15 protein-coding genes are annotated in these 20,186 nt (G+C 67.4%); 8 read left to right on the forward strand and 7 right to left on the reverse strand.

Annotation, left to right across the window (positions count from 1 at the left end; genetic code table 11):
- The first annotated feature begins 16 nt into the window (after positions 1 to 16).
- The 7 genes from MJO58_RS22780 to MJO58_RS22810 all read left to right on the forward strand — a co-directional run bounded on the left by MJO58_RS22780 (position 17) and on the right by MJO58_RS22810 (position 9,462).
- Positions 17 to 1,606, forward strand: coding sequence for an acyl-CoA carboxylase subunit beta (locus tag MJO58_RS22780; protein WP_239723410.1), 1,590 nt, complete (start codon positions 17 to 19; stop codon positions 1,604 to 1,606).
- A 5-nt stretch (positions 1,607 to 1,611) separates the two neighbouring features.
- Positions 1,612 to 3,609, forward strand: coding sequence for an ATP-binding protein (locus MJO58_RS22785; RefSeq protein WP_239721068.1), 1,998 nt, complete (start codon positions 1,612 to 1,614; stop codon positions 3,607 to 3,609).
- On the forward strand, positions 3,610 to 4,776 hold the full coding sequence (locus MJO58_RS22790; RefSeq protein WP_090606106.1) for an acyl-CoA dehydrogenase family protein: 1,167 nt from the start codon (positions 3,610 to 3,612) through the stop codon (positions 4,774 to 4,776).
- Positions 4,776 to 5,573, forward strand: a complete 798-nt coding sequence (locus tag MJO58_RS22795) for an enoyl-CoA hydratase family protein (protein WP_239721069.1) — start codon at positions 4,776 to 4,778, stop codon at positions 5,571 to 5,573. The genes MJO58_RS22790 and MJO58_RS22795 overlap by 1 nt, the downstream gene beginning before the upstream one ends.
- A gap of 74 nt (positions 5,574 to 5,647) precedes the next feature.
- Entirely contained in the window at positions 5,648 to 6,250 is a 603-nt protein-coding gene (locus tag MJO58_RS22800) for a DUF1707 SHOCT-like domain-containing protein (RefSeq protein WP_090609578.1), read from the forward strand.
- Between the two features lie 362 nt (positions 6,251 to 6,612).
- Positions 6,613 to 8,091, forward strand: a complete 1,479-nt coding sequence (locus MJO58_RS22805; protein ID WP_239721070.1) for a condensation domain-containing protein — start codon at positions 6,613 to 6,615, stop codon at positions 8,089 to 8,091.
- Between the two features lie 3 nt (positions 8,092 to 8,094).
- Positions 8,095 to 9,462 (forward strand): WS/DGAT/MGAT family O-acyltransferase, encoded by a 1,368-nt coding sequence (locus MJO58_RS22810; RefSeq protein WP_239721071.1) that lies wholly within the window; start codon positions 8,095 to 8,097, stop codon positions 9,460 to 9,462.
- On the opposite strand, the gene MJO58_RS22815 is transcribed toward MJO58_RS22810, so the two are convergent.
- The 6 genes from MJO58_RS22815 to MJO58_RS22840 all read right to left on the reverse strand — a co-directional run bounded on the left by MJO58_RS22815 (position 9,439) and on the right by MJO58_RS22840 (position 17,475).
- Positions 9,439 to 11,433 carry a vWA domain-containing protein gene (locus MJO58_RS22815; protein ID WP_239721072.1) on the reverse strand — a complete coding sequence of 665 codons (1,995 nt, stop codon included), beginning with the start codon at positions 11,431 to 11,433 and terminating at the stop codon, positions 9,439 to 9,441. The two genes, MJO58_RS22810 and MJO58_RS22815, sit on opposite strands and share 24 nt — an antisense overlap.
- Positions 11,426 to 12,811, reverse strand: a complete 1,386-nt coding sequence (locus tag MJO58_RS22820) for a sigma 54-interacting transcriptional regulator (protein WP_090606119.1) — start codon at positions 12,809 to 12,811, stop codon at positions 11,426 to 11,428. Before MJO58_RS22820 ends, MJO58_RS22815 begins: the two co-directional genes overlap by 8 nt.
- Before the next feature lie 53 nt (positions 12,812 to 12,864).
- The gene (gene purH / locus MJO58_RS22825; protein WP_239721073.1) at positions 12,865 to 14,448 is read right to left on the reverse strand and encodes a bifunctional phosphoribosylaminoimidazolecarboxamide formyltransferase/IMP cyclohydrolase; all 1,584 of its coding nucleotides are present in this window, start codon (positions 14,446 to 14,448) and stop codon (positions 12,865 to 12,867) included.
- Positions 14,449 to 14,455: 7 nt separating this feature from the next.
- The gene (purN, locus tag MJO58_RS22830) at positions 14,456 to 15,085 is read right to left on the reverse strand and encodes a phosphoribosylglycinamide formyltransferase (protein ID WP_239721074.1); all 630 of its coding nucleotides are present in this window, start codon (positions 15,083 to 15,085) and stop codon (positions 14,456 to 14,458) included.
- 71 nt (positions 15,086 to 15,156) lie between these two features.
- Entirely contained in the window at positions 15,157 to 16,584 is a 1,428-nt protein-coding gene (locus MJO58_RS22835; RefSeq protein WP_239721075.1) for a cell division protein PerM, read from the reverse strand.
- 39 nt (positions 16,585 to 16,623) lie between these two features.
- Complete coding sequence (locus MJO58_RS22840) at positions 16,624 to 17,475, reverse strand: DUF5336 domain-containing protein (protein ID WP_434086265.1); 852 nt, start codon at positions 17,473 to 17,475, stop codon at positions 16,624 to 16,626.
- Positions 17,476 to 17,755: 280 nt separating this feature from the next.
- Between MJO58_RS22840 and MJO58_RS22845 the strand changes: the two genes are divergently transcribed.
- Positions 17,756 to 18,604 (forward strand): LLM class F420-dependent oxidoreductase, encoded by an 849-nt coding sequence (locus tag MJO58_RS22845; protein WP_090606134.1) that lies wholly within the window; start codon positions 17,756 to 17,758, stop codon positions 18,602 to 18,604.
- 22 nt (positions 18,605 to 18,626) lie between these two features.
- On the opposite strand, the gene MJO58_RS22850 is transcribed toward MJO58_RS22845, so the two are convergent.
- Positions 18,627 to 20,162 carry an acetyl-CoA acetyltransferase gene (locus MJO58_RS22850; RefSeq protein ID WP_239721077.1) on the reverse strand — a complete coding sequence of 512 codons (1,536 nt, stop codon included), beginning with the start codon at positions 20,160 to 20,162 and terminating at the stop codon, positions 18,627 to 18,629.
- Between the last annotated feature and the right edge of the window lie 24 nt (positions 20,163 to 20,186).

Consider the following 20,186-nt stretch of genomic DNA (forward strand, 5'->3'; position numbering starts at 1 on the left):
GGCGGTGGTCATGACCGTGCTGCAGTCCACCCTCGACCCGAAGGCGTCCAGCTACGCCGATGCGGCCGAAACCATGATCGCCAAGCTCGCCGAGCTCGACGTCGAGCACGGCAAGGCGTTGGCCGGTGGCGGCGAAAAGTACACCGAGCGTCACCACGCCCGCGGCAAGTTCACCGCCCGCGAGCGCATCGAACTACTGCTGGACCCGGATTCGCCGTTCCTCGAGCTGAGCCCGCTGGCCGCCTACGGCAGTTCCTTCACTCTGGGGGCGAGCGCGGTGGTGGGCATCGGCGCCGTCGAGGGCGTGGAGTGCCTGATCGTCGCCAACGACCCGACCGTCAAGGGCGGCACCAGCAACCCCTGGACGTTGAAGAAGATCCTGCGGGCCAACCAGATTGCGCGGGAGAACCGGCTGCCGGTGATCTCGCTGGTCGAGTCCGGCGGCGCGGACCTGCCCACTCAGAAAGAGATCTTCGTTCCCGGCGGCCAGATGTTCCGCGATCTGACCCGGCTCTCGGCGGCCGGCATTCCGACCATCGCGCTCGTCTTCGGGAACTCCACCGCCGGCGGTGCCTACATCCCCGGCATGTCCGATCACGTCGTGATGATCAAGGAACGCTCGAAGGTGTTTTTGGCCGGTCCGCCGCTGGTGAAGATGGCCACCGGCGAAGAGTCCGACGACGAGTCCCTCGGCGGCGCCGAAATGCACGCCCGCACTTCGGGTCTGGCCGACTACTTCGCCGTCGACGAACTCGACGCGATCCGGATCGGTCGCCGGGTGGTGGCCCGGCTGAACTGGCGCAAGCTCGGGCCGGTGCCGCGGCCGGTGACCGAGCCGCTGTTCGACGCCGAGGAGCTGATCGGCATCGTGTCGTCGGATCTGCGCATCCCGTTCGATCCGCGCGACGTGATCGCACGCATCGTCGACGGCTCCGAATTCGACGAGTTCAAGCCGATGTACGGCCCGTCGCTGGTGACCGGCTGGGCGACCTTGTGCGGCTTCCCGATCGGGATTCTGGCCAATCATCGCGGTGTGCTGTTCAGCGAGGAGTCGCAGAAGGCCACCCAATTCATTCAGCTGGCCAACCGCTATGACACGCCACTGTTGTTCTTGCACAACACCACCGGATACATGGTCGGCAAGGACTACGAAGAGGGCGGCATGATCAAACACGGGTCGATGATGATCAACGCCGTGTCCAACTCGACCGTCCCGCACATCTCGCTGCTGATCGGCGCGTCCTACGGCGCGGGCCACTACGGCATGTGCGGGCGGGCGTATGACCCCCGCTTCCTGTTCGCCTGGCCCAGCGCCAAATCCGCGGTGATGGGCGGTGTCCAGCTGGCCGGCGTGCTGTCGATCGTGGCACGCGCGGCCGCCGAAGCCCGCGGCCAGCAGGTCGACGAGGACGCCGACGCCGCGATGCGGGCCGCCGTCGAGGGCCAGATCGAGGCCGAGTCGCTGCCGATGGTCTTGTCCGGAATGCTCTACGACGACGGGGTCATCGACCCCCGCGATACCCGAACGGTCCTGGGAATGTGTCTGTCCGCCATCGCGAATGGCCCGATCACAGGGACGTCGAACTTCGGCGTCTTCCGGATGTGAGCCGCATGGTTTCTCGAGTACTGGTTGCCAACCGCGGCGAGATCGCCCGCCGGGTCTTCGCCACCTGCCGCCGACTCGGCCTGGGCACCGTCGCGGTCTACACCGAACCGGACGCCGCGGCGCCGCACGTCGCCGAGGCCGACGCCCGGGTGCGGCTGGCCAAGACCAATGACTACTTGAATGCCGAGGCCATCATCGCCGCCGCGCGGGCCGCGGGTGCGGACGCCATACATCCCGGCTACGGGTTCCTTTCGGAGAATGCTGACTTCGCGGCCGCCGTCGCGGACGCGGGCCTGACCTGGGTCGGGCCGCCGGTGGACGCGGTGCGGGCGATGGGCTCCAAGATCGAGTCCAAGAAGCTGATGGCGTCGGCCGGGGTGCCCGTACTCGACGAACTCGGCCCCGATTCGGTCACCCAAGCGCAGTTGCCGGTGCTGGTCAAGGCTTCCGCGGGCGGCGGCGGCCGCGGCATGCGGGTGGTCCGCGAATTATCCGCTCTGGCAGGCGAAGTCGCCGCGGCCCAGCGCGAAGCGCAGTCGGCCTTCGGCGATCCGACGGTATTCTGCGAGCGCTACCTGCCGACCGGCCACCACGTGGAGGTTCAGGTTCTCGCCGACAATCACGGCACGGTGTGGGCGGTCGGAGAACGAGAATGCTCGATCCAGCGACGCCACCAGAAGATCATCGAAGAGGCACCGTCGCCGTTGGTGGAACGCATTCCGGGCATGCGGGCCAAGCTTTTCGACGCCGCCCGGCTGGCCGCCAGCGCCATCGGCTACGCCGGGGCGGGGACGGTGGAGTTCCTTGCCGATGACTCACCTGGCCGGGAAGGCGAGTTCTTCTTCCTGGAGATGAACACCAGGCTGCAGGTCGAGCACCCGGTCACCGAAGAGACCACCGGGCTCGACCTGGTCGAACTGCAGCTCGCGGTGGCCGACGGTGAGCGTCTCGATGTCGAACCTCCTGCCGCCCAAGGCCATTCGATCGAAGCCCGGCTATATGCCGAAGATCCCGCGCACGGCTGGCAGCCACAGGCCGGCCTGGTGCACGCCTTCGACGTGCCCGGCAGCCGGGCAGAATTCGCCGCGCTGGGGCAGCGCACCGGAATCCGGCTGGACTCCGGCATCGTCGACGGATCGGTGGTGTCGATCCACTACGACCCGATGCTGGCGAAGGTGATCTCGTACGCGCCGACCCGACGTCTTGCCGCACTGGTGCTGGCAGACGCGTTGGCCCGGACACGACTGCACGGGCTGCGCACCAATCGCGAGCTGCTGGTGAACGTGCTGCGGCATCAAGCGTTCCTCGACGGTGCGACCGACACCGCATTTTTCGACACGCACGGCCTGGCGCAGTTGTCGGCACCGCTGAGCGACGAAGGCGTGGTGCGTTTGTCGGCCATCGCCGCGGCACTAGCCGACGCCGCTCATAATCGCGCGCGCGCCGCAGTGTTCGGCTCGCTGCCCAGTGGCTGGCGCAACCTCACCTCGGGCTATCAGGTCAAGACGTTCACCGACGACCAGAACAATAAGCACCGCATCGAATACCGGTTCACCAGAACCGGATTGGTGCTTGCCGCAGACGAAGCGGTGCAGCTGGTCTCGTCGGCACCCGACGAGGTCGTGCTGGCTGACGCCAACGGCGTGGCGTGCCGCTTCGCGGTTGCGCGCTACGGCGACGACGTCTACGTCGACTCGGCGCGCGGACCGGTTCATCTGAACGTAGTGCCCAGGTTCCCCGAGCCCGGATCGTCGGTCGCCAAGGGATCGCTGGTGGCGCCCATGCCCGGCAACGTCATCCGGCTCGGCGCACAGGTGGGCGACAGCGTCACGACCGGCCAGCCGCTGATTTGGCTGGAAGCGATGAAGATGGAGCACACCATTACCGCGCCGGCGGACGGCGTACTCCGCTCACTCAACGTCACGACCGGACAACAGGTCGAAGTCGGCGCCGTCCTGGCAATAGTCGAGGACCCTGAGAGCCAAGCAAAAGGAGATTCGTAAATGACGGATACCAGCTTCATCGAAAGCGAAGAGCGCCAGGCGCTGCGCAAGTCGGTGGCCGCCTGGGCGTCCAATTACGGCAGCGAGTACTACCTGAAAAAGGCGCGCGCACACGAGCACACCGATGAATTATGGTCCGAGGCAGGCAAACTCGGCTTCCTCGGGGTGAATCTGCCGGAGGAGTACGGTGGCGGCGGCGCCGGAATGTACGAGCTGTCCTTGGTCATGGAGGAAATGGCCGCCGCGGGCAGCGCACTGCTGCTGATGGTGGTCTCGCCGGCGATCAACGGCACCATCATCAGCAAGTTCGGCACCGAAGAGCAGAAGAAACGCTGGATCCCGTCGCTCGCCGACGGCACGCTGACGATGGCGTTCGCGATCACCGAGCCCGACGCCGGCTCGAACTCGCACAAGATCACCACTACCGCGCGCCGCGACGGCAGCGACTGGATTCTCAAGGGCCAGAAGGTCTACATCTCCGGCATCGATCAGGCGCAGGCCGTGCTGGTGGTGGCACGCTCCGAGGAAGCCAAGACCGGCAAGCTGCGTCCGGCATTGTTCGTGGTGCCCACCGACGCACCCGGCTTCAGCTACACCCCGATCGAGATGGAGCTGATCAGCCCCGAGCGCCAGTTCCAGGTCTTCCTGGACGACGTCCGGCTGCCCGCCGATGCACTCGTCGGGGCCGAAGACGCCGCGATCGCACAGCTTTTCGCGGGCCTGAACCCCGAGCGGATCATGGGCGCGGCGAGTTCGGTGGGCATGGGCCGCTTCGCGCTGGAGAAGGCTTCCGACTACGTCAAGACCCGCCAGGTGTGGGGAACCCCGATCGGCGCGCACCAGGGTCTGTCACACCCGTTGGCGCAGTGCCACATTGAGGTCCAGCTCGCCAAACTGATGATGCAGAAGGCCGCGACGCTCTACGACGCCGGTGATGACTTCGGTGCGGCCGAGGCCGCGAACATGGCGAAATACGCTGCGGCCGAGGCGGCTACCCGTTCGGTGGACCAGGCCGTGCAGTCGATGGGCGGCAACGGCTTGACCAAGGAGTACGGCGTCGCCGCGATGCTCGCCTCGGCCCGGCTCGGGCGGATCGCGCCGGTCAGCCGCGAGATGGTGCTGAACTTCGTCGCGCAAACCTCCCTGGGCCTGCCCCGAAGCTACTGATGGACAACCTCGTCGAATACGCCGTCGCGGGACCGATGGCTCGGCTGACGCTGAACTCACCGCACAACCGCAACGCGTTATCGACCACTCTGGTCAGCCAATTACACCAGGGCCTGCGCGACGCGGCGGCGGATCCGGTGGTGCGGGTGGTGGTGCTCGGGCACACCGGCGGCACGTTCTGCGCCGGCGCGGACCTCGGGGAGGCCGGCGCCGGCAACCCGTTCGACCTGGCCGCGGCGCGCGCCAACGAGATGACCGCGTTACTGCGCGCGATCGTCTCCTCGCCGCTGCCCGTCATCGCCGCGGTGGACGGTCATGTGCGTGCGGGTGGCTTCGGTTTGGTCGGTGCCTGCGACATCGCGGTGGCGGGACCGCGCAGCACCTTCGCGCTCACCGAGGCGCGCATCGGTGTGGCTCCGTCGATCATCTCGCTGACGCTGCTGCCGAAGCTGTCGCCGCGGGCGGCCGCGCGTTACTACCTCACCGGCCAGACGTTCGATGCCGCCGCGGCGGCGCAGATCGGATTGGTCACGATCGCAGCCGACGATGTCGAGGCCGCGGTGGCCGAACTGGTCGCCGATATCGGCCGCGGCTCGCCCCAGGGCCTGGCCGCGTCAAAGGCGCTCACGACGGCCGCGGTGCTCGAAGGATTCGACCGCCACGCGCAGCGGCTCACCGAGGAGTCCGCCCGGCTGTTCGTCTCCGACGAAGCCCGCGAAGGCATGCTCGCATTCCTGCAGAAACGTCCACCCCGTTGGGCCCCGCCCGCCGCCACCGACGATGCCGACCGCAATTAGGCATGCGTAGGAGGATGGTTGCGATTTAGCCAACCCTCTTGCAGCAAGAGATGTACGTCGTACGCTCGTGGATGATGAGCGATTCAGCGCAGAATGACGCGAAGGACGCGCGCGAGAATTTCTCGCGGGCGGCCGATACCGATCGCATACAGATTGCGCAATTACTCGCCTATGCGGCCGAGCAAGGCCGCCTGCAGCTCAAGGACTACGAAGAGCGTCTGACCAAGGCGTATGCGGCGACAACCTACGAAGAATTGGATCAGCTCCGGGCCGATCTACCCGGCGCACCGATCAGCCCACGCCGCGGCGGAAAGCAGAATCCGGCGCCGTCGACCCTGCTGCTCGCCTTGCTGAGTGGATTCGAGCGGCGCGGGCGCTGGAACGTCCCGAAGAAGCTGACCACGTTCACGCTGTGGGGCAGCGGGGTGGTGGATCTGCGCTACGCCGACTTCACGTCGACCGAGGTGGATATCCACGTGGTCTCGATCATGGGTGCGCAGAACATCCTGTTGCCGCCCGAGGTCAATGTCGAGATCCACGGCCGCGGCGTAATGGGCGGCTTCGACCGCAATATCGTCGGCCAAGGTACGCCGGGCGCGCCGAGGGTGAATATCCACGGCTTCTCGCTATGGGGCGGTGTGGGCATTAAGCGCAAAGCCCGCCGGCCCCACGGCTAGATCAACGCACGCACACCGGTCAGCCACAGCGGCCGCACCCAGCTACCTATGCGAGTGCGCGTATGCCCATCCGCTGGACCGGTTGGGGCCTAAAGGCTACTGGCAGCGTTCTGAAAATGCGTGGGATTGCGTATCTTCGCAAAACCACGAAAACGTGCCGCCCGTCGACTAGCGTCCAGAACAGCGGCTCAGGGGGTGCATGCGACGCCACAGGGTTGGGCCCCGATATCGGGAAAGCGCGTCGCAAGAAATTCCAGCGCGAAGGGTGTAATAAGGCTGCGCGAAAAACGATGTGCCAAACGTATTTCCGCCCCTCCCGTGCCGCTCACGCAATGTCGGCATTACGCACAGCGAGGCGCAAAATGGTCGCACTGGGGAACATCAACGAATGGCAACCGCCGCATGGTCCGCTGACTATGTGGACCGCCGTACCGACGGCGCATGAGGCGGCCCGCACCGCCCCGCGAAGCGGTCTTGCCCCGAGTTACCAGCAGGCCCAACACCTCTGGGCCGCGTTCCACGGCAAGGCCATGGACAGGCAGCTACCGCGGCTGATGGTCGTGGCGTGGGACATCGCCGGTACGTGCGACATTGCGGTTATGACGACGGCGGTCAACTCTCACGTCCGTCGGCACGACACCTACCACAATTGGTTCGAATTCGACGACGGCGTGATCGTGCGCCGTCCCATCGAGGACCCGGAAGCCATCGATTTGGTGCCCGTGTCGTGGGGGCATATGACCCCCGACCAGGTGCGCACCCATGTCCTGGCGGCGACCCGCGCAACGCTCGAATGGGGTTGCTTCAACTTCGGCATCATCCAGCACGCCGACTACTTCACCTTCTATGCCAGCGTCGATCATCTGCACATCGACGGCTTGTCCGCCGGGGTCATCTTCTTCGACATCCACCTGACCTACCTTGAACTGTCGCAGGGCGCGGCGCACCGGCCCGCCACGCCTGTGCAGCTCAGAAGCTACCGCGACTACACAGCTCGGCAACGCGAGAAGGTTGCGGACCTCACCCTGGAATCGCCGGAGATCAAGGACTGGATCACATTCGCACGCGACGCCGACGGTAACTGGCCGAGTTTCCCGCTGCCCCTGGGCGACACCTGGGCCAGCAGCGCCGGCGACTTGGTGACCGTCGAGTTGCTGGATGCCGCTGGAACGGAGGCGTTCGATGCCGCCTGCATCGCGGCTGGCGCCAGGTTCCTCGGCGGCGTTCTGGCCTGCACCGCGCTGGCCGACTACATCTTGACCGGCAACGAGATTCATCGCGGGTTCACCGCAAGGGACACCCGGACACCAGGCATCGACACGATGACGGTGGGGTGGTTTGCAAGCATGGTTCCGGTCGTCGTGCCGACCGCGGGCGGCTCGTTCCCCGAAGCGGCCCGGGCCGCTCAGAAGTCGTTCGATGCCGCCAAAGATCTTGCTCACGTGCCGGTCGAGCGAGTCTTGGAGCTCGCCACACCGGATCAACTGGGCATCAAGTTGCCCTCGCAGTTGCCGATGATGCTGTCCTTCCTCGACTTTCGCAAGATTCCACTGGCCGGGTTGTGGGCGGAGACGAACTTCGGTACCTACGGCGACAGCCTGTCCCATGGCGGAGTCAACGTCTGGATCAACCGGCACGCCGAGCGAACCACGGTCACGATCTCGTTCCCGGACAACGAGGTAGCTAGGGAGTCGGTGCACCAATACATCGCGACCCTGCATCGGATTTTCGCCCGCATCGCGGGCAAGGCCCTGGAACAGTCGAGCATCGTTGCGGCTGAGATGAATTCGGATGGCCTGTATGCCCTTTCCCCGACAGAAGACGACGGCGAGGCGGCTTAGAATATGAGCAATGTGCTGGACTTGGCCGACCAGACGCTCTTTCTCGGCGAGCGGGCCACCGCGACCACCAGTGTGTTGCAATGTATCTGGGTGTACGACCGCGCCGTCGACGTCGATGGTCTGCGGCGCTTCCATCACCATCTCGGCCGGGGACGGTTGTCACGCCGGATCGAACGTTCCCCCTTGCCGTTCGGCCGGCACCGCTGGGTATCCCCCGGCGACCGTCCCAGCCTCGAGATCGCCACAACGGCCCGGCCGCGTGACGAGATCGACGCGTGGCTCGAGACGCAGGCGAGCTATCGGCCCGACGCCGAACACGGACCCGGCTGGCACCTGGCCATGCTGCCGCTGACCGACGGCGGCGCGGTAGTGAGTTTCGTTGTCACACACTGCCTCACCGACGGCGTCGGGCTCTGCGAAGCGTTGGCCAACGCGGCGTGCGGGCACGACGACGCGATCATCTGGCCGCCCGCGGCGTCGCGGCGACGGTGGCAGGCGCTGTGCGAGGACGCACGCCAAACCGCGCGCGACACCGCGGATATCGGCCGTGCCGTCGTCGCCGCCGTGCGGATGGCCCGGCAAGCCAACGACGGATCCCCCGCCCCGTCATCCAAGCGTCCGCCCGGCGGAGGGGACCAAAACATCTCGCTGCCCATGGCGACGCTCTTCTTCGACGCCGACGAATGGGACGCCCGCGCACAGGCACTCGGCGGAACCAGCAACGCGCTCCTCGCCGGCTTGGCCACCCGGCTCGCCCAGCGCGTGGGCCGGGTGGCAGCGGACGGCTCGGTCAACGTCGGGATGCCGCTCAACGAGCGCGCTGCAGACGATACCCGCGCCAACGCGGTGATCAACGTCGACGTCACGGTCAGACCGGCGACCGCGGCGACCGGTCTGGGTGAGATCCGCGCCGCGATCAAGCAATCGCTGATCCGCAGTCAGGAGCTGCCCGACGAGCGATGGGCATTGCTGCCGCTGATCCCGCTGATACCACAGCCCGTCTTCCGGCGTCTGATCAGCGTGGTCACCGGCAGCGCCACCACGGTCGTGTCGTCCAACCTCGGCGCGATCAACCCGGCGGCCAACCGGCCGGATGGCACCGACGCCGACTACTTCGCGATGAAGTCGGTGTACCCGGGCGTCACCGCCGCGACGATGTACAACACGAACGGCGCGCTGGCGTTGTTGTCGGGGCGAGTGCACGGACAGGTGTTCGTCTCGTTCCTCGCCTATGAGCTGGGCCGCCACAACTCGAACGAGGATCTCCGAGAGCACATTTCGAACGCGTTGAGCGAATTCTCGCTGACCGCCACGGCGGGCTGGCGCACCGCCGGCGCGACATCGGAGCTAGCGGCGGCGCCGAGCCCGTAGATAATCGCCGACCACCGCGGCACCCAGGCCGTCGAGATCGGGCACCACGACGCGTCCCTCCACCCGTCGCGCGACCTGGTCGATGAATCGCGCCAGACCCGGGTCACTGCCCAGCCGGAAGATGGTGATCTGCGCGCCCAACCGCGCCATGTCGTCGAAGCCGCGCACGGTGTGCGCGATGGTCCGCGGGTGTGGCGGGTAGTCAAAAAACACCGAAGACCCGTCGCCGTCGACATCCTCGAGGTGTGCGGTCGGCTCGCCGTCGGTCACCACCAGCACCACGGGTTGCGCGTTGGGATGGCGCCGCAGATGACGGCCCGCCAGCGCCAACGCGTGATGCAGGTTGGTGCCCTGCTCGTAGACCCCCTCCAGGCCGGTGAGCTCGGCGGCCGTCACGGTCCGGGCGTATCGGCCAAAGGCGATGATCTGCAAGGCATCCGAGCGAAACCGGGTGGTCACCAGGTGGTTGAGCGCGAGCGCCGTCTGCTTCATCGGCAACCAGCGATTCTCCATCACCATCGAAAACGAGGTGTCGACCAGCAGCGCCACCGCGGCCTGGGTGCGCGTCTCGGTCTCGGACACCTCGACGTCGTCGACGGTGATCTTCAGCGCCGGGTTCACGCTGTCCAGCGTCGCGGTCCCGGCCTGCCGCAGCACCGCGTTGGTCAGCGTGCGGGGAATGTTCCACGGCTCGGTGTCACCGAACTGCCACGGCCGGGTCGCGCCGGTCAGCTCGCCCGCCGCCCCGGCGCGCCGCAGCTCACGGTCGCCTCGACGGCTCGAAAGCTGTTGTGCCACATCGCGTAACGCGGTCTCACCGAGCCTGCGCATGGCCTTGGGCGACAATCGCCACTGGCCGTCGGAGCCACGGTCCAAAAAGCCCTGATTGACCAGCGCCCGTTCCAGCTCCGACAGCGTCCGCGCGTCGATCGCGGCCTGATCGCCGAGCTGGCGCGCCAGCGCGTCCAGATCGACGTCGTCCATCGTGGCGCCGGGATAGCTCTGCGAAAGCTGGTCGGCCAGCTGCTCCAGCTCGGCGACGTCGGCCAGAGCCTGGGCGCCTTCGCCCATGCCGAACGGGTTGTCGCCGGAGAACTGCTCCGAACCCATCCAGTCCTCGCCCGGCCGGGCGGCCTGCAGGTTCGCGTCGAGGCGGTTCAACGCGTTCATCAGCGACGGAGAGCCAAATGCCTGCTGCGCCAACGCATCCAGCTCGGCGCGCTGGTCGGGGCTGAGGCTGTTACGGAACCGTTGCGCCGCGGCGGCCCGCTTGGCCAGCGAGTCCATCAGCTCGTCGATGTTGCGCGGGTTCTCCGGGAAGAACTCCCCATGCTTGTCCATGAAGTCGTCGAAGTCCGCACTCGTGTCTTCGCCGCGGTTGTGCTTGTCCAGCAGATCGTTGAGGTCGTCCAGCATGTCGTTGACGCGCTGGCGATCCTCGTCGGTGGCACCCGCCAGCGCCTCCTTCATGCCCGCGAAGCGCTGATCCAGCATCTCGCGGCCCAGCAGATCCTTGATCTGGTCGTACTTTTCGCGAGCCTCAGAACTGCGCCAATTGTACTCGGACAGTTCCTGGACCGCCTTGGCCGGCGAAGACGGCAGGGCGTCGAGCTGCAGTTCGCCGAAGCGGGCGTCGTCGTCGAGCGCGCGCGCCAATTCCTTACGCTCGGCCAGCACCGCCTCGTCGAGCAGCTTTTTGATATCCTGCAGTGTTCCGTCTAAGTTGTTGCGGCGCAACAGTTCCCGTCGGCGCCGGTTGGCTTCGGCCGCCAGCCGGTCGGCGCCGCGCATGTTCTCGGTACCACGGCGGAGCAGCTCGGACAGCGCCCGGCGCGGGGAGGTGCCGCCCATCACGTCCTGCCCGATCTGCTCGAGCGCCTCGCGCAGATCCACCGGCGGCGCCAACGGGTCCGGCCCGCCGGTGTACGCCGAGTAACGGGAGGAGTGCCCTGGCGAAATAGGCTTAGCCATAAACGGTTTGGCCCTCCCCGGATACCTTGTCGATTCTCTTGGCCAGATACAACGCTTCGAGCGCCAGTTCCAGTGCCGCGGCCCGTTCGCCCTCGGATTCCGCATTCAGCCGGTCGGCGATCTCTTCCACGACGGGCAGGCCCGGAACGGCGGCCAGCACGTCCTTGGCGGAGATGCGCTCGCCGGTGGTCACCGCGGAACCGGCTTCCACCGCGGCGACCAACGGGCCGACGTCGATGCCGCCGAGCGCGCGCGACGCGGTGTCGGCGGTCGCACGACGCAACAGATGCTCGAGCACCGCCTGTTCGCGGCCTTCCTCACCGGATTCGAACTCCAGCTTGCCGCGCAGCACGTCGATCACCGTGCCCAGGTCGACAACCCGGGCGACCGGGTCGGTCTCGCCGAGCATGGCGCCGCGATGGCGGGCCGATGCGGCGACGGTTTCCGCCGCGGCGATGGCGAATCGCGCCGAGACGCCGGATCGCTGGTCCACCGAGTTGGACTCCCGCAGGTAGCGGGCGAACCGCGCGATCACCTGCGTCAGGTAATCGGGCACCTGTGCGCTCAGGTGTGCTTCCTGAACGATGACGCCGACCTCGGCGTCGAGCTCCAGCGGGTAGTGGGTACGGATTTCGGCGCCGAACCGGTCTTTGAGCGGCGTGATGATGCGACCGCGGTTGGTGTAGTCCTCGGGGTTGGCGCTGGCGACCACCAACACGTCTAGCGGCAGGCGCAGCGTGTAACCGCGGACCTGGATGTCGCGCTCTTCCATCACGTTGAGCATCGACACCTGAATGCGCTCGGCGAGGTCGGGCAGTTCGTTGACCGCGACGATGCCGCGGTGCGCGCGCGGGATCAGCCCGTAGGCGATGGTTTCCGGGTCCCCGAGGCTGCGGCCCTCGGCCACCTTGATCGGGTCGATGTCACCGACCAGGTCGGCGACGCTGGTGTCGGGGGTGGCCAGTTTCTCGGTGTAGCGCTCGCTGCGATGCCGCCACTCCACCGGCAGGTCGTCGCCAAGGGTGGCGGCCCGGCGGATCGACTCCGGCGTGATCGGCGTGTACGGGTGCTCACCGAGCTCCGCGCCCCCGATCACCGGCGTCCATTCGTCGAGCAGCCCGATCAGCGCGCGCAGCAATCGAGTTTTGCCCTGGCCGCGCTCGCCGAGCAGAACGAAGTCGTGACCCGCGATCAACGCCCGCTCCAGCTGGGGCAATACGGTGTCCTCGAATCCCAGAATGCCCGGCCAGATGTCGTCACCCTCGGCCAGAGCGGTCAGTAGATTCTCGCGGATTTCCTGCTTGACTCCCCGCTCACGATGGCCGGCGGCACGTAGCTCGCCGACGGTTCGGGGCAAGTTGCTCGGTGATGTCACCACTCCACGCTACGTCGCGTCCCTAATGTGCGTCATGTGCACCGGGTTTAGTGCTCTCAGTGAGCGAAGTGACGCGCCCCGGTGAGGTATAGCGTGACCCCGGCCGCGGTGGCCGCGGCGGTCACTTCGTCGTCGCGCACCGAGCCTCCCGGATGCACGATCGCCTTGACGCCGGCGCGAGCCAGCGTTTCCAGTCCGTCGGGGAACGGGAAGAACGCGTCGGAGGCCGCGACCGCCCCACCGACTCGGTCCTCACCGCGGGCATTCCCTCTTTCGACGGCCAGCCGAGCCGCGTCCACCCTGTTGACCTGACCCATACCGACGCCGATAGTGGCGCCGCCGGACGCGATCACGATCGCGTTCGACTTCACCGCGCGACAAGTGCGCCACGCAAACACCAGGTCGCTCAACGTCGCCGGGTCCGCCGGCGAGCCGGCCGCCAGCGTCCAGTTGGCCGGGTTGTCGCCGTGCGCGTCAAGCTGATCGCGCTGCTGCATCAGCAGTCCCCCGCTGATCGGTTTCAGCTCGGAGCCACCGGCCAGCGGCTCGGAGGCCACCAGCACCCGGATGTTCTTCTTGCGCGTCAGCACGTCGAGGGCATCCGGCTCGTAGGCCGGGGCGACGATCACCTCGGTGAAGATGGTGCTTACGTACTCCGCCATCTCGACGCTCACTTCGGTATTCGTGGCAATGACGCCCCCGAAGGCGCTCAGCGGATCACACTCGTGGGCCTTGCGATGTGCGTCGGCAACCGACACCGACGAGATGGCGATGCCACACGGGTTGGCGTGCTTGATGATTGCCACACAAGTCTCTTCGTGGTCGAAGGCCGCCCGCCAGGCCGCGTCCGCATCGGTGAAGTTGTTGTAGGACATCTCTTTTCCATGCAGCTGCTCGGCCTGCGCCAGACCCGGCCACGCCGCCGGGTCCACGTACAGTGCGGCCTGCTGATGCGGGTTCTCGCCGTAGCGCAGCATCGCCGAGCGGCGCCAGCTGTGGCCGAACCACCGCGGGAAGGTGGTCTGCGGATGCTCGGGCGCCAGCGTCGACTCCATCCAGCTCGCCACGGCGATGTCGTACTCGGCGGTGTGCGCAAAGGCCAACGACGCCAGCTTCTTGCGCTCGGCGAGCGTGAATCCGCCGCTGCGCGTCGCCGCGAGCACCCCGTCGTAACCGAGCGGGTCGACGACCACCGCCACACTCGGATGGTTCTTCGCGGCCGCCCGGACCATCGACGGCCCGCCGATGTCGATCTGCTCGACGCATTCGTCCAGGCCCGCGCCGGAGTCGACGGTCTGGCTGAACGGATAGAGGTTGACGACGACCAGCTCGAAGGCGGCGATCCCGAGCTCCTCGAGCGCCGCGGCGTGTTCGGGCTTGCGCAGATCGGCCAGCAGTCCGGCGTGCACGCGCGGGTGCAGGGTCTTGACCCGGCCGTCGAGCACCTCGGGAAAGCCGGTCAGCTCCTCCACGGGTGTCACCGGAATCCCGTTGTCTGCAATGGTTTTCGCGGTCGATCCGGTCGAGACGATCTCGACGCCGGCCGCGCTCAGACCCTGAGCCAGTTCGATGAGGCCGGTCTTGTCGTAGACGCTGATCAACGCACGCCGAATCGCTCTTTTTGACTCGTCGGTGCTCATGCTGCGCTCATCCCAAGGTCGCCTTTCGTCCGGTCCAGGTCACGCCGCGGGTTGCGATCGCGGCCACCACGTCCACCAGCAGTCTGCGTTCGATGACTTTGATGCGTTCGTGCAAGGTCTCTTCGGTGTCGCCGTCGAGCACCGCAATGGGCTCCTGCGCCAATATCGGCCCGGTGTCCATGCCGGCATCTACCAGGTGCACCGTACAGCCGGTGACCTTCACACCGTAATCCAGCGCTTCGGGAACGGCATGCGCTCCCGCGAAAGCCGGCAACAGCGCCGGATGCGTATTCAGTGTCCGGCCGACGAATCGTGAAAGGAATTGCGGTCCAAGGATTTTCATGAAGCCGGCCGACACGATCAGATCGGGCGAGTGCGCGGCGGTGGCCTCGGTGATCGCAGCGTCCCAGGCCGCGCGATCGGGGTGGTCACCGAGGCGGACGGTGAACGTCGGCACCGAAGCGGCCGCGGCGATCTCGGTGGCCCGGCAGTCGCGATCCACGCCGACCGCGACCACTCGGGCCGGGTAGTCATCGACGGCGGCGGCCAGCAGGGAATTCAACAGCGATCCGGTGCCCGACGCCAGCACCACCAGTCGCGCCGGCGCGCTCGGGGGCACGCGGAGCGGTTCGACCACATCGCGAGCCTAGCCCGATGACAATGCGCGTCGCCCAAGCGACTCGAGGAGGACTCGGGCATTCTGGCCGGCTAGTCCGCGGGATCGCGCTCGGTCGCGCTGTGCTCCGGTTCGCTAGGCCCGGGCGCGTCGGCCGCGGGCTCGTCTAACGGCTCGCCGGGCAATGGCTCCCCCAGCAGCGGCTCGCCCAACGGCGGTTCGTCCAACGAGGGCTCGGCAAACTCCTCCTCGTCTTCGAGCAGCAGATCCTGCTCGACGGGCTCGGAGAATACGTCCGCGAAATCCTTCGGTTCTTCGGTCGGCGGTGCGGGCGCCCGCTTCTGTTCGGGCCGCCGGGGCCTGCTGAATCTGATGGGCCTGACCCCGCCGGTCATCACCACCGTGACCCAGCCGATGACCGCAAACCAGAAGAAGGTGCCGATCCACAGGGCGCCCTGGTCCACCCCGACGTCACCGAAGTTGCCCAGCCGGCCGCTGCCGCCGAATGCCAGCAGCGACATCACCAGCGCCCCGACCACCGCGGCGACCAGCAGCTTGGCCAGCGCGGGAAGCAGCGGGAGCGGACGTCGGGCGCACTGCTGGCCGACCGCCACACCCGACGAGGCTCCGACGATCAGCAGCGCCACCCACACCGGCCCCAGCGGCGGCGTCGGCGCCGCAGCCAGGACGGGCAGCGCCGGAATGTCACCGCCGAAAACGGTGAACGAACTGAACGTCGCAAAACCAATATGCGCACTGGACCCCACCGCGACCGCCGAGGTTCCGACGATGACGTTGGGGGCATAGAGCATCGAGAGCACGGTGAGGCTGAACTCGCCGAAGATGGAATCGGTGATCCCGTAGAGATCCTGCATCGTCGCCCAGTGCACGACCAGCGATCCGGCCGTCACGAAGCCGGAGAGTCCGACCAGCGCCAGCACGCCGGCGACCGCGGCGCGCAACGACTCGGCCAGCCAGAAGGGCAAGGACGCCGCCGCCAGCGCCCGCCGGCCGACCCGGGATCCCACTCCGATCGCGGCGCCGATGGCGTGCACCGTCGCCACGCTGGCGAAGGCGCGCAGGGCGCTGGGTGTCTGCAACTCGGTAAGCACCGTGGAGGCGTCGTGGATGACGGCCAGCGCGATCGCCGCGATCAGCAGAGGCCCGCCCAACGCCGACGCGACGACCCAACGGACCACGAGCCAGGACGAATAGCGGCTGGTGGCGCGCGCGGTGGTACGCGCGGTCGCCCACACCATGAACAGGATTGGCAGCAGCGGCAATACACCGAGCTCGCGGCCGCCGATCGAAATCGGCACCTTGTGCACCCCCAGCCAGATGCTGGCGATCGCCCCGAGCGCGCCGGTCATGTCGCTGTTGGCGATCAACAGCTGCAGCAGCGTGACCGCAGCGATGACGACCAGCGCCAGCACTGCCGGGCCGAACGCGACCCGGACGAGGTCGCGCGCCTGGCGAGCGCCCGCCGCTCGGTTGTCCCCGCTTTCCGACACCCTTTTCACTCTTGGCGCACGTGCCTTACGAGGCGCGAGAACCTGGGGTTAGGACGGGGCCGGTCCAGCGGGCGACTGATCCCCGGGCTGCTCGGCGGCACCCGTGCCGCCGACCGACGGGGGCGGGCTGAAGCTCGGGAAGCCGGTGGGCGGTGTCGAGGGGCCCTGCTGCGCGGCCGGTTGCGGCCCGGACTGCGGAGACTGGGCGCCGTAGCCGCCGGTCGGGATCGCACTCTGGGTCGGGGCCTGGCTGGCGGGGTTGTAGCCGCCGTATTGGGATCCGTATCCCGACTGCGGGTTGTGCTGCTGCGGGGTCTGCTGCCCGTAGTACCCGCCGTGCTGTTGACCGCCGTATTGCCCGTACTGACCGTATTGGCCGTACTGCGCGTAGGGGTCGTACTTGGGCCGCGGCGGCGGCGGGGTGATGACACCGGCGTCCAGCAGCAGCGCGACGACCGCGGCGACCGCCTGCAGCACGCTGGCCGCTACCAGCGGCCACATCGCCCAGCCGACGGCGAATCCGGACGGGGTGTTGATGACCTCGGCGATCGCCAGCAGTGCGCCGAGGGCGGCGACGGCCGCCACCACTCCCGAGTAGTTTTTGGCCTTCGGCAGCAGGCTCAACCCGGCGAGCAGCGCGGCCAACACGGCGACGAGCACCGCAGTGCCGGCGTCACCGGCGCGTCCGCCGGCAGCCGGACCGAGGTCGGAGCTGAGCACGAAGGTCGGCCCGAAGTTCAGCAGGTACACCGCCAGGCCGAGCACGACCACCGCGATGTTGACGTACAACGGCAGCTTGCTCTCGCCGTCGTCGGTCTTCGCGAACGAAGGGGTGGCACCGGGGTAGGAGCCACCGGGCTGCGCTTGCGGATAGCCGGGACTCCCGGGCGAGTAGGTCATGACTCCTCCTGTTGCTTCAAGTGCCTTCAAGACCTCGACAGGCGCCACCCCACCTTGCGGTGCGACGCTGTGCTTCCAGGGCCCGCCGTCAAATGCCAAGACGTGCCCGCGCCTGCGTTGCGCGCGATCGATCAACCACGCTAGCGCACGTTCGGGCGGGCGTGCCGGAGCGACCGGCCCCCGCGCGCGACCAGGGCGGATCACCGCGACACCCCGTCTTCGAGGCACTCGGCGGGGGGCGGGTTGCTCGCCGCAGGTAGAACACGTTCTAATTCTGGGCATGGATTACGGGCTAGTGCTTTTCACCAGTGACCGGGGCATCTCTCCGGCAGCCGCCGCCAAACTTGCCGACGACCACGGCTTCAAGACGTTCTACGTGCCGGAACACACCCACATCCCGGTCAAGCGGGAGGCGGCCCATCCGACCACAGGCGACGAGTCGCTGCCGGACGACCGCTACATGCGCACGCTGGACCCGTGGGTGAGCCTGGGCGCGGCGTGCGCGGTGACGTCGCGGGTGCGGCTGTCCACCGCGGTGGCGCTGCCCGTCGAGCACGACCCGATCACGCTGGCGAAAAGCATCGCCACGCTGGACCACCTCTCCGGTGGCCGTGTCAGCCTGGGTGTTGGATTCGGTTGGAACACCGACGAACTGGCCGACCACGGCGTGCCGGCCGGACGCCGCCGCACCTGCCTGCGCGAATACCTCGAAGCGATGCGCGCGCTGTGGACACAAGAGGAAGCCTCCTACGACGGCGAGTTCGTCAAGTTCGGCCCCAGCTGGGCGTGGCCCAAGCCGGTGCAGGCGCACGTTCCGGTGCTGGTAGGCGCCGCGGGCAACGAGAAGAACTTCAAGTGGATAGCGCGCAGCGCGGACGGCTGGATCACCACGCCGCGCGACTTCAACATCGACGAGCCAGTGCAGCTGTTGCAGGACACCTGGGCGGCCGCCGGGCGCGACGGCGCCCCGCAGATCGTGGCGCTGGACTTCAAGCCAGTGCCCGAGAAGCTGGCGCACTGGTCCGAACTTGGGGTGACCGAGGTGCTGTTCGGCCTTCCGGACAAGTCCGCAGACGAGGTCGCCGCCTACGTCGAACGTTTGGCGGGCAAACTCTCGTCGATGGTGTGAACGGGGGCGCTAGACCAGCCCGCTATCCCAGGGAAGCCCGGTTGCCGTTGTCGGTCGACCACACCGAGATCTCCGCCCCGAGCGGATCGTCGTCGCACATCAACGCGACGAGATCCTGGTCGTCGGTGGTGGCCATGAAGCGGGTGTCGTCCGCCGCGAGCCGGCCGACGATGATGCCGGTGCGGATCGGCCAGTCGTAGCGCACCGAGTACGTCTCGATCGTCGCGGCACCGTCGGGCGTTTTCGTGACCTCAACCTTCGGCAGCGCGTTGATCTGGGTATTCAGCGCCGCGCAGTTGTCGGTCCGCCAGTCGACGGGTGTGGTCGAGTAAATACCGACCGAGTACTTGCTCATGATGCCGCCGTTGGCACCAACCAGGCCGAATTGCCCTGGCCTGTCCCGCATTTGCGTGACCGTCTCGGCGATACCGTGCAGCGAGTAGCTGTTCCCGGGACCGCCGAAGTAGGGCAATCCGCCGGTCAGGGTCAGGCCGCGCGGATCGTCGCCGTCGATGCCGAGGGCTTCGCAGATGACGAACACCGGGAACGGAAAGCAGCTGTACAGGTCAAATGTGGCGATGTCGTCGGTGCCAATTCGGGCTACCCGCAACGCTTCTCGGACCGCATGAACCGCCGCCGGGCTGGCGCCGAGGTCGGCGCGATCCAGCATCGCCTGCTCGATCATGTCCGAGTGGCCGTGCAGATAAACCCACTTGTCCTGCGCCACACCAAGGCGGGTCGCCGCCTGAACGGACATCAGCACCGCCGCGGCGCCCTGGTTGACCTGATCGCGGGCGACCAGCAGCCGAGGGTACGGGTCACAGATCATCCGGTTGTCGTCGGTCACGGTAATGATCTCGTCGACGGACCGCTCGAGCGGCGATGACGAAAACGGGTTCTTGGCAGCCACTTTCGACATCGGGGCGAACAATTCGGCCATCTCGCGCCGATAGTCGGCCACGCTGTGACCGAGACGGGCGCGACGGGCGTTCTCCATCAGCCCGTACTGCACGGGCGCCCCGGTCAAGCCGTGCTGGATCGTGTAATCGTCGATGTAGCTGAAGATCTGGTGGCCGCGATCCTCCAGCTGACCCTCGACATGTTCGGTGAAATTGGGCTTGGCTTGCCCCTTCTCGGCGGCATGGCGCCAAAAGCGCGCCGTCGATCCCGCCTCCGAGCCCATGATCAGCACGACGTCGGCGTCGCCCGCGGCGATCGCGTTACCCGCCTCGGTGACCAGCTTCTGCGGACCCTGCCCACCGACGGGTTCGAGGACCACGCGGGCCGGGTCACCGCCGAGACGGTTCATCACCGAACGCGGGTAGTTGTTCGACTTGCCGAGCGCCGCCGGCATCGGCCCCGAGATCTCGAACTGCCGCAGCGCGAATACCGTGTCGACAGCCTGTGCAACGCCTTTGGCGCCGGTGTCGGCAAGCGCTTCCCGCACGGCCGCCGTCGCGAGGTCGACCGCCGACATGCCGCGATAGTCGGGGTCGTCGATGCGCTCGGTGAACTGGCCGACGCCGACGAGCACCGGAGTACGCGGATCCACCGGCATGACAAACCTCCTGGCAACTGTTAG

Source organism: Mycobacterium lentiflavum, from assembly GCF_022374895.2.
Lineage (GTDB): Bacteria > Actinomycetota > Actinomycetes > Mycobacteriales > Mycobacteriaceae > Mycobacterium > Mycobacterium lentiflavum.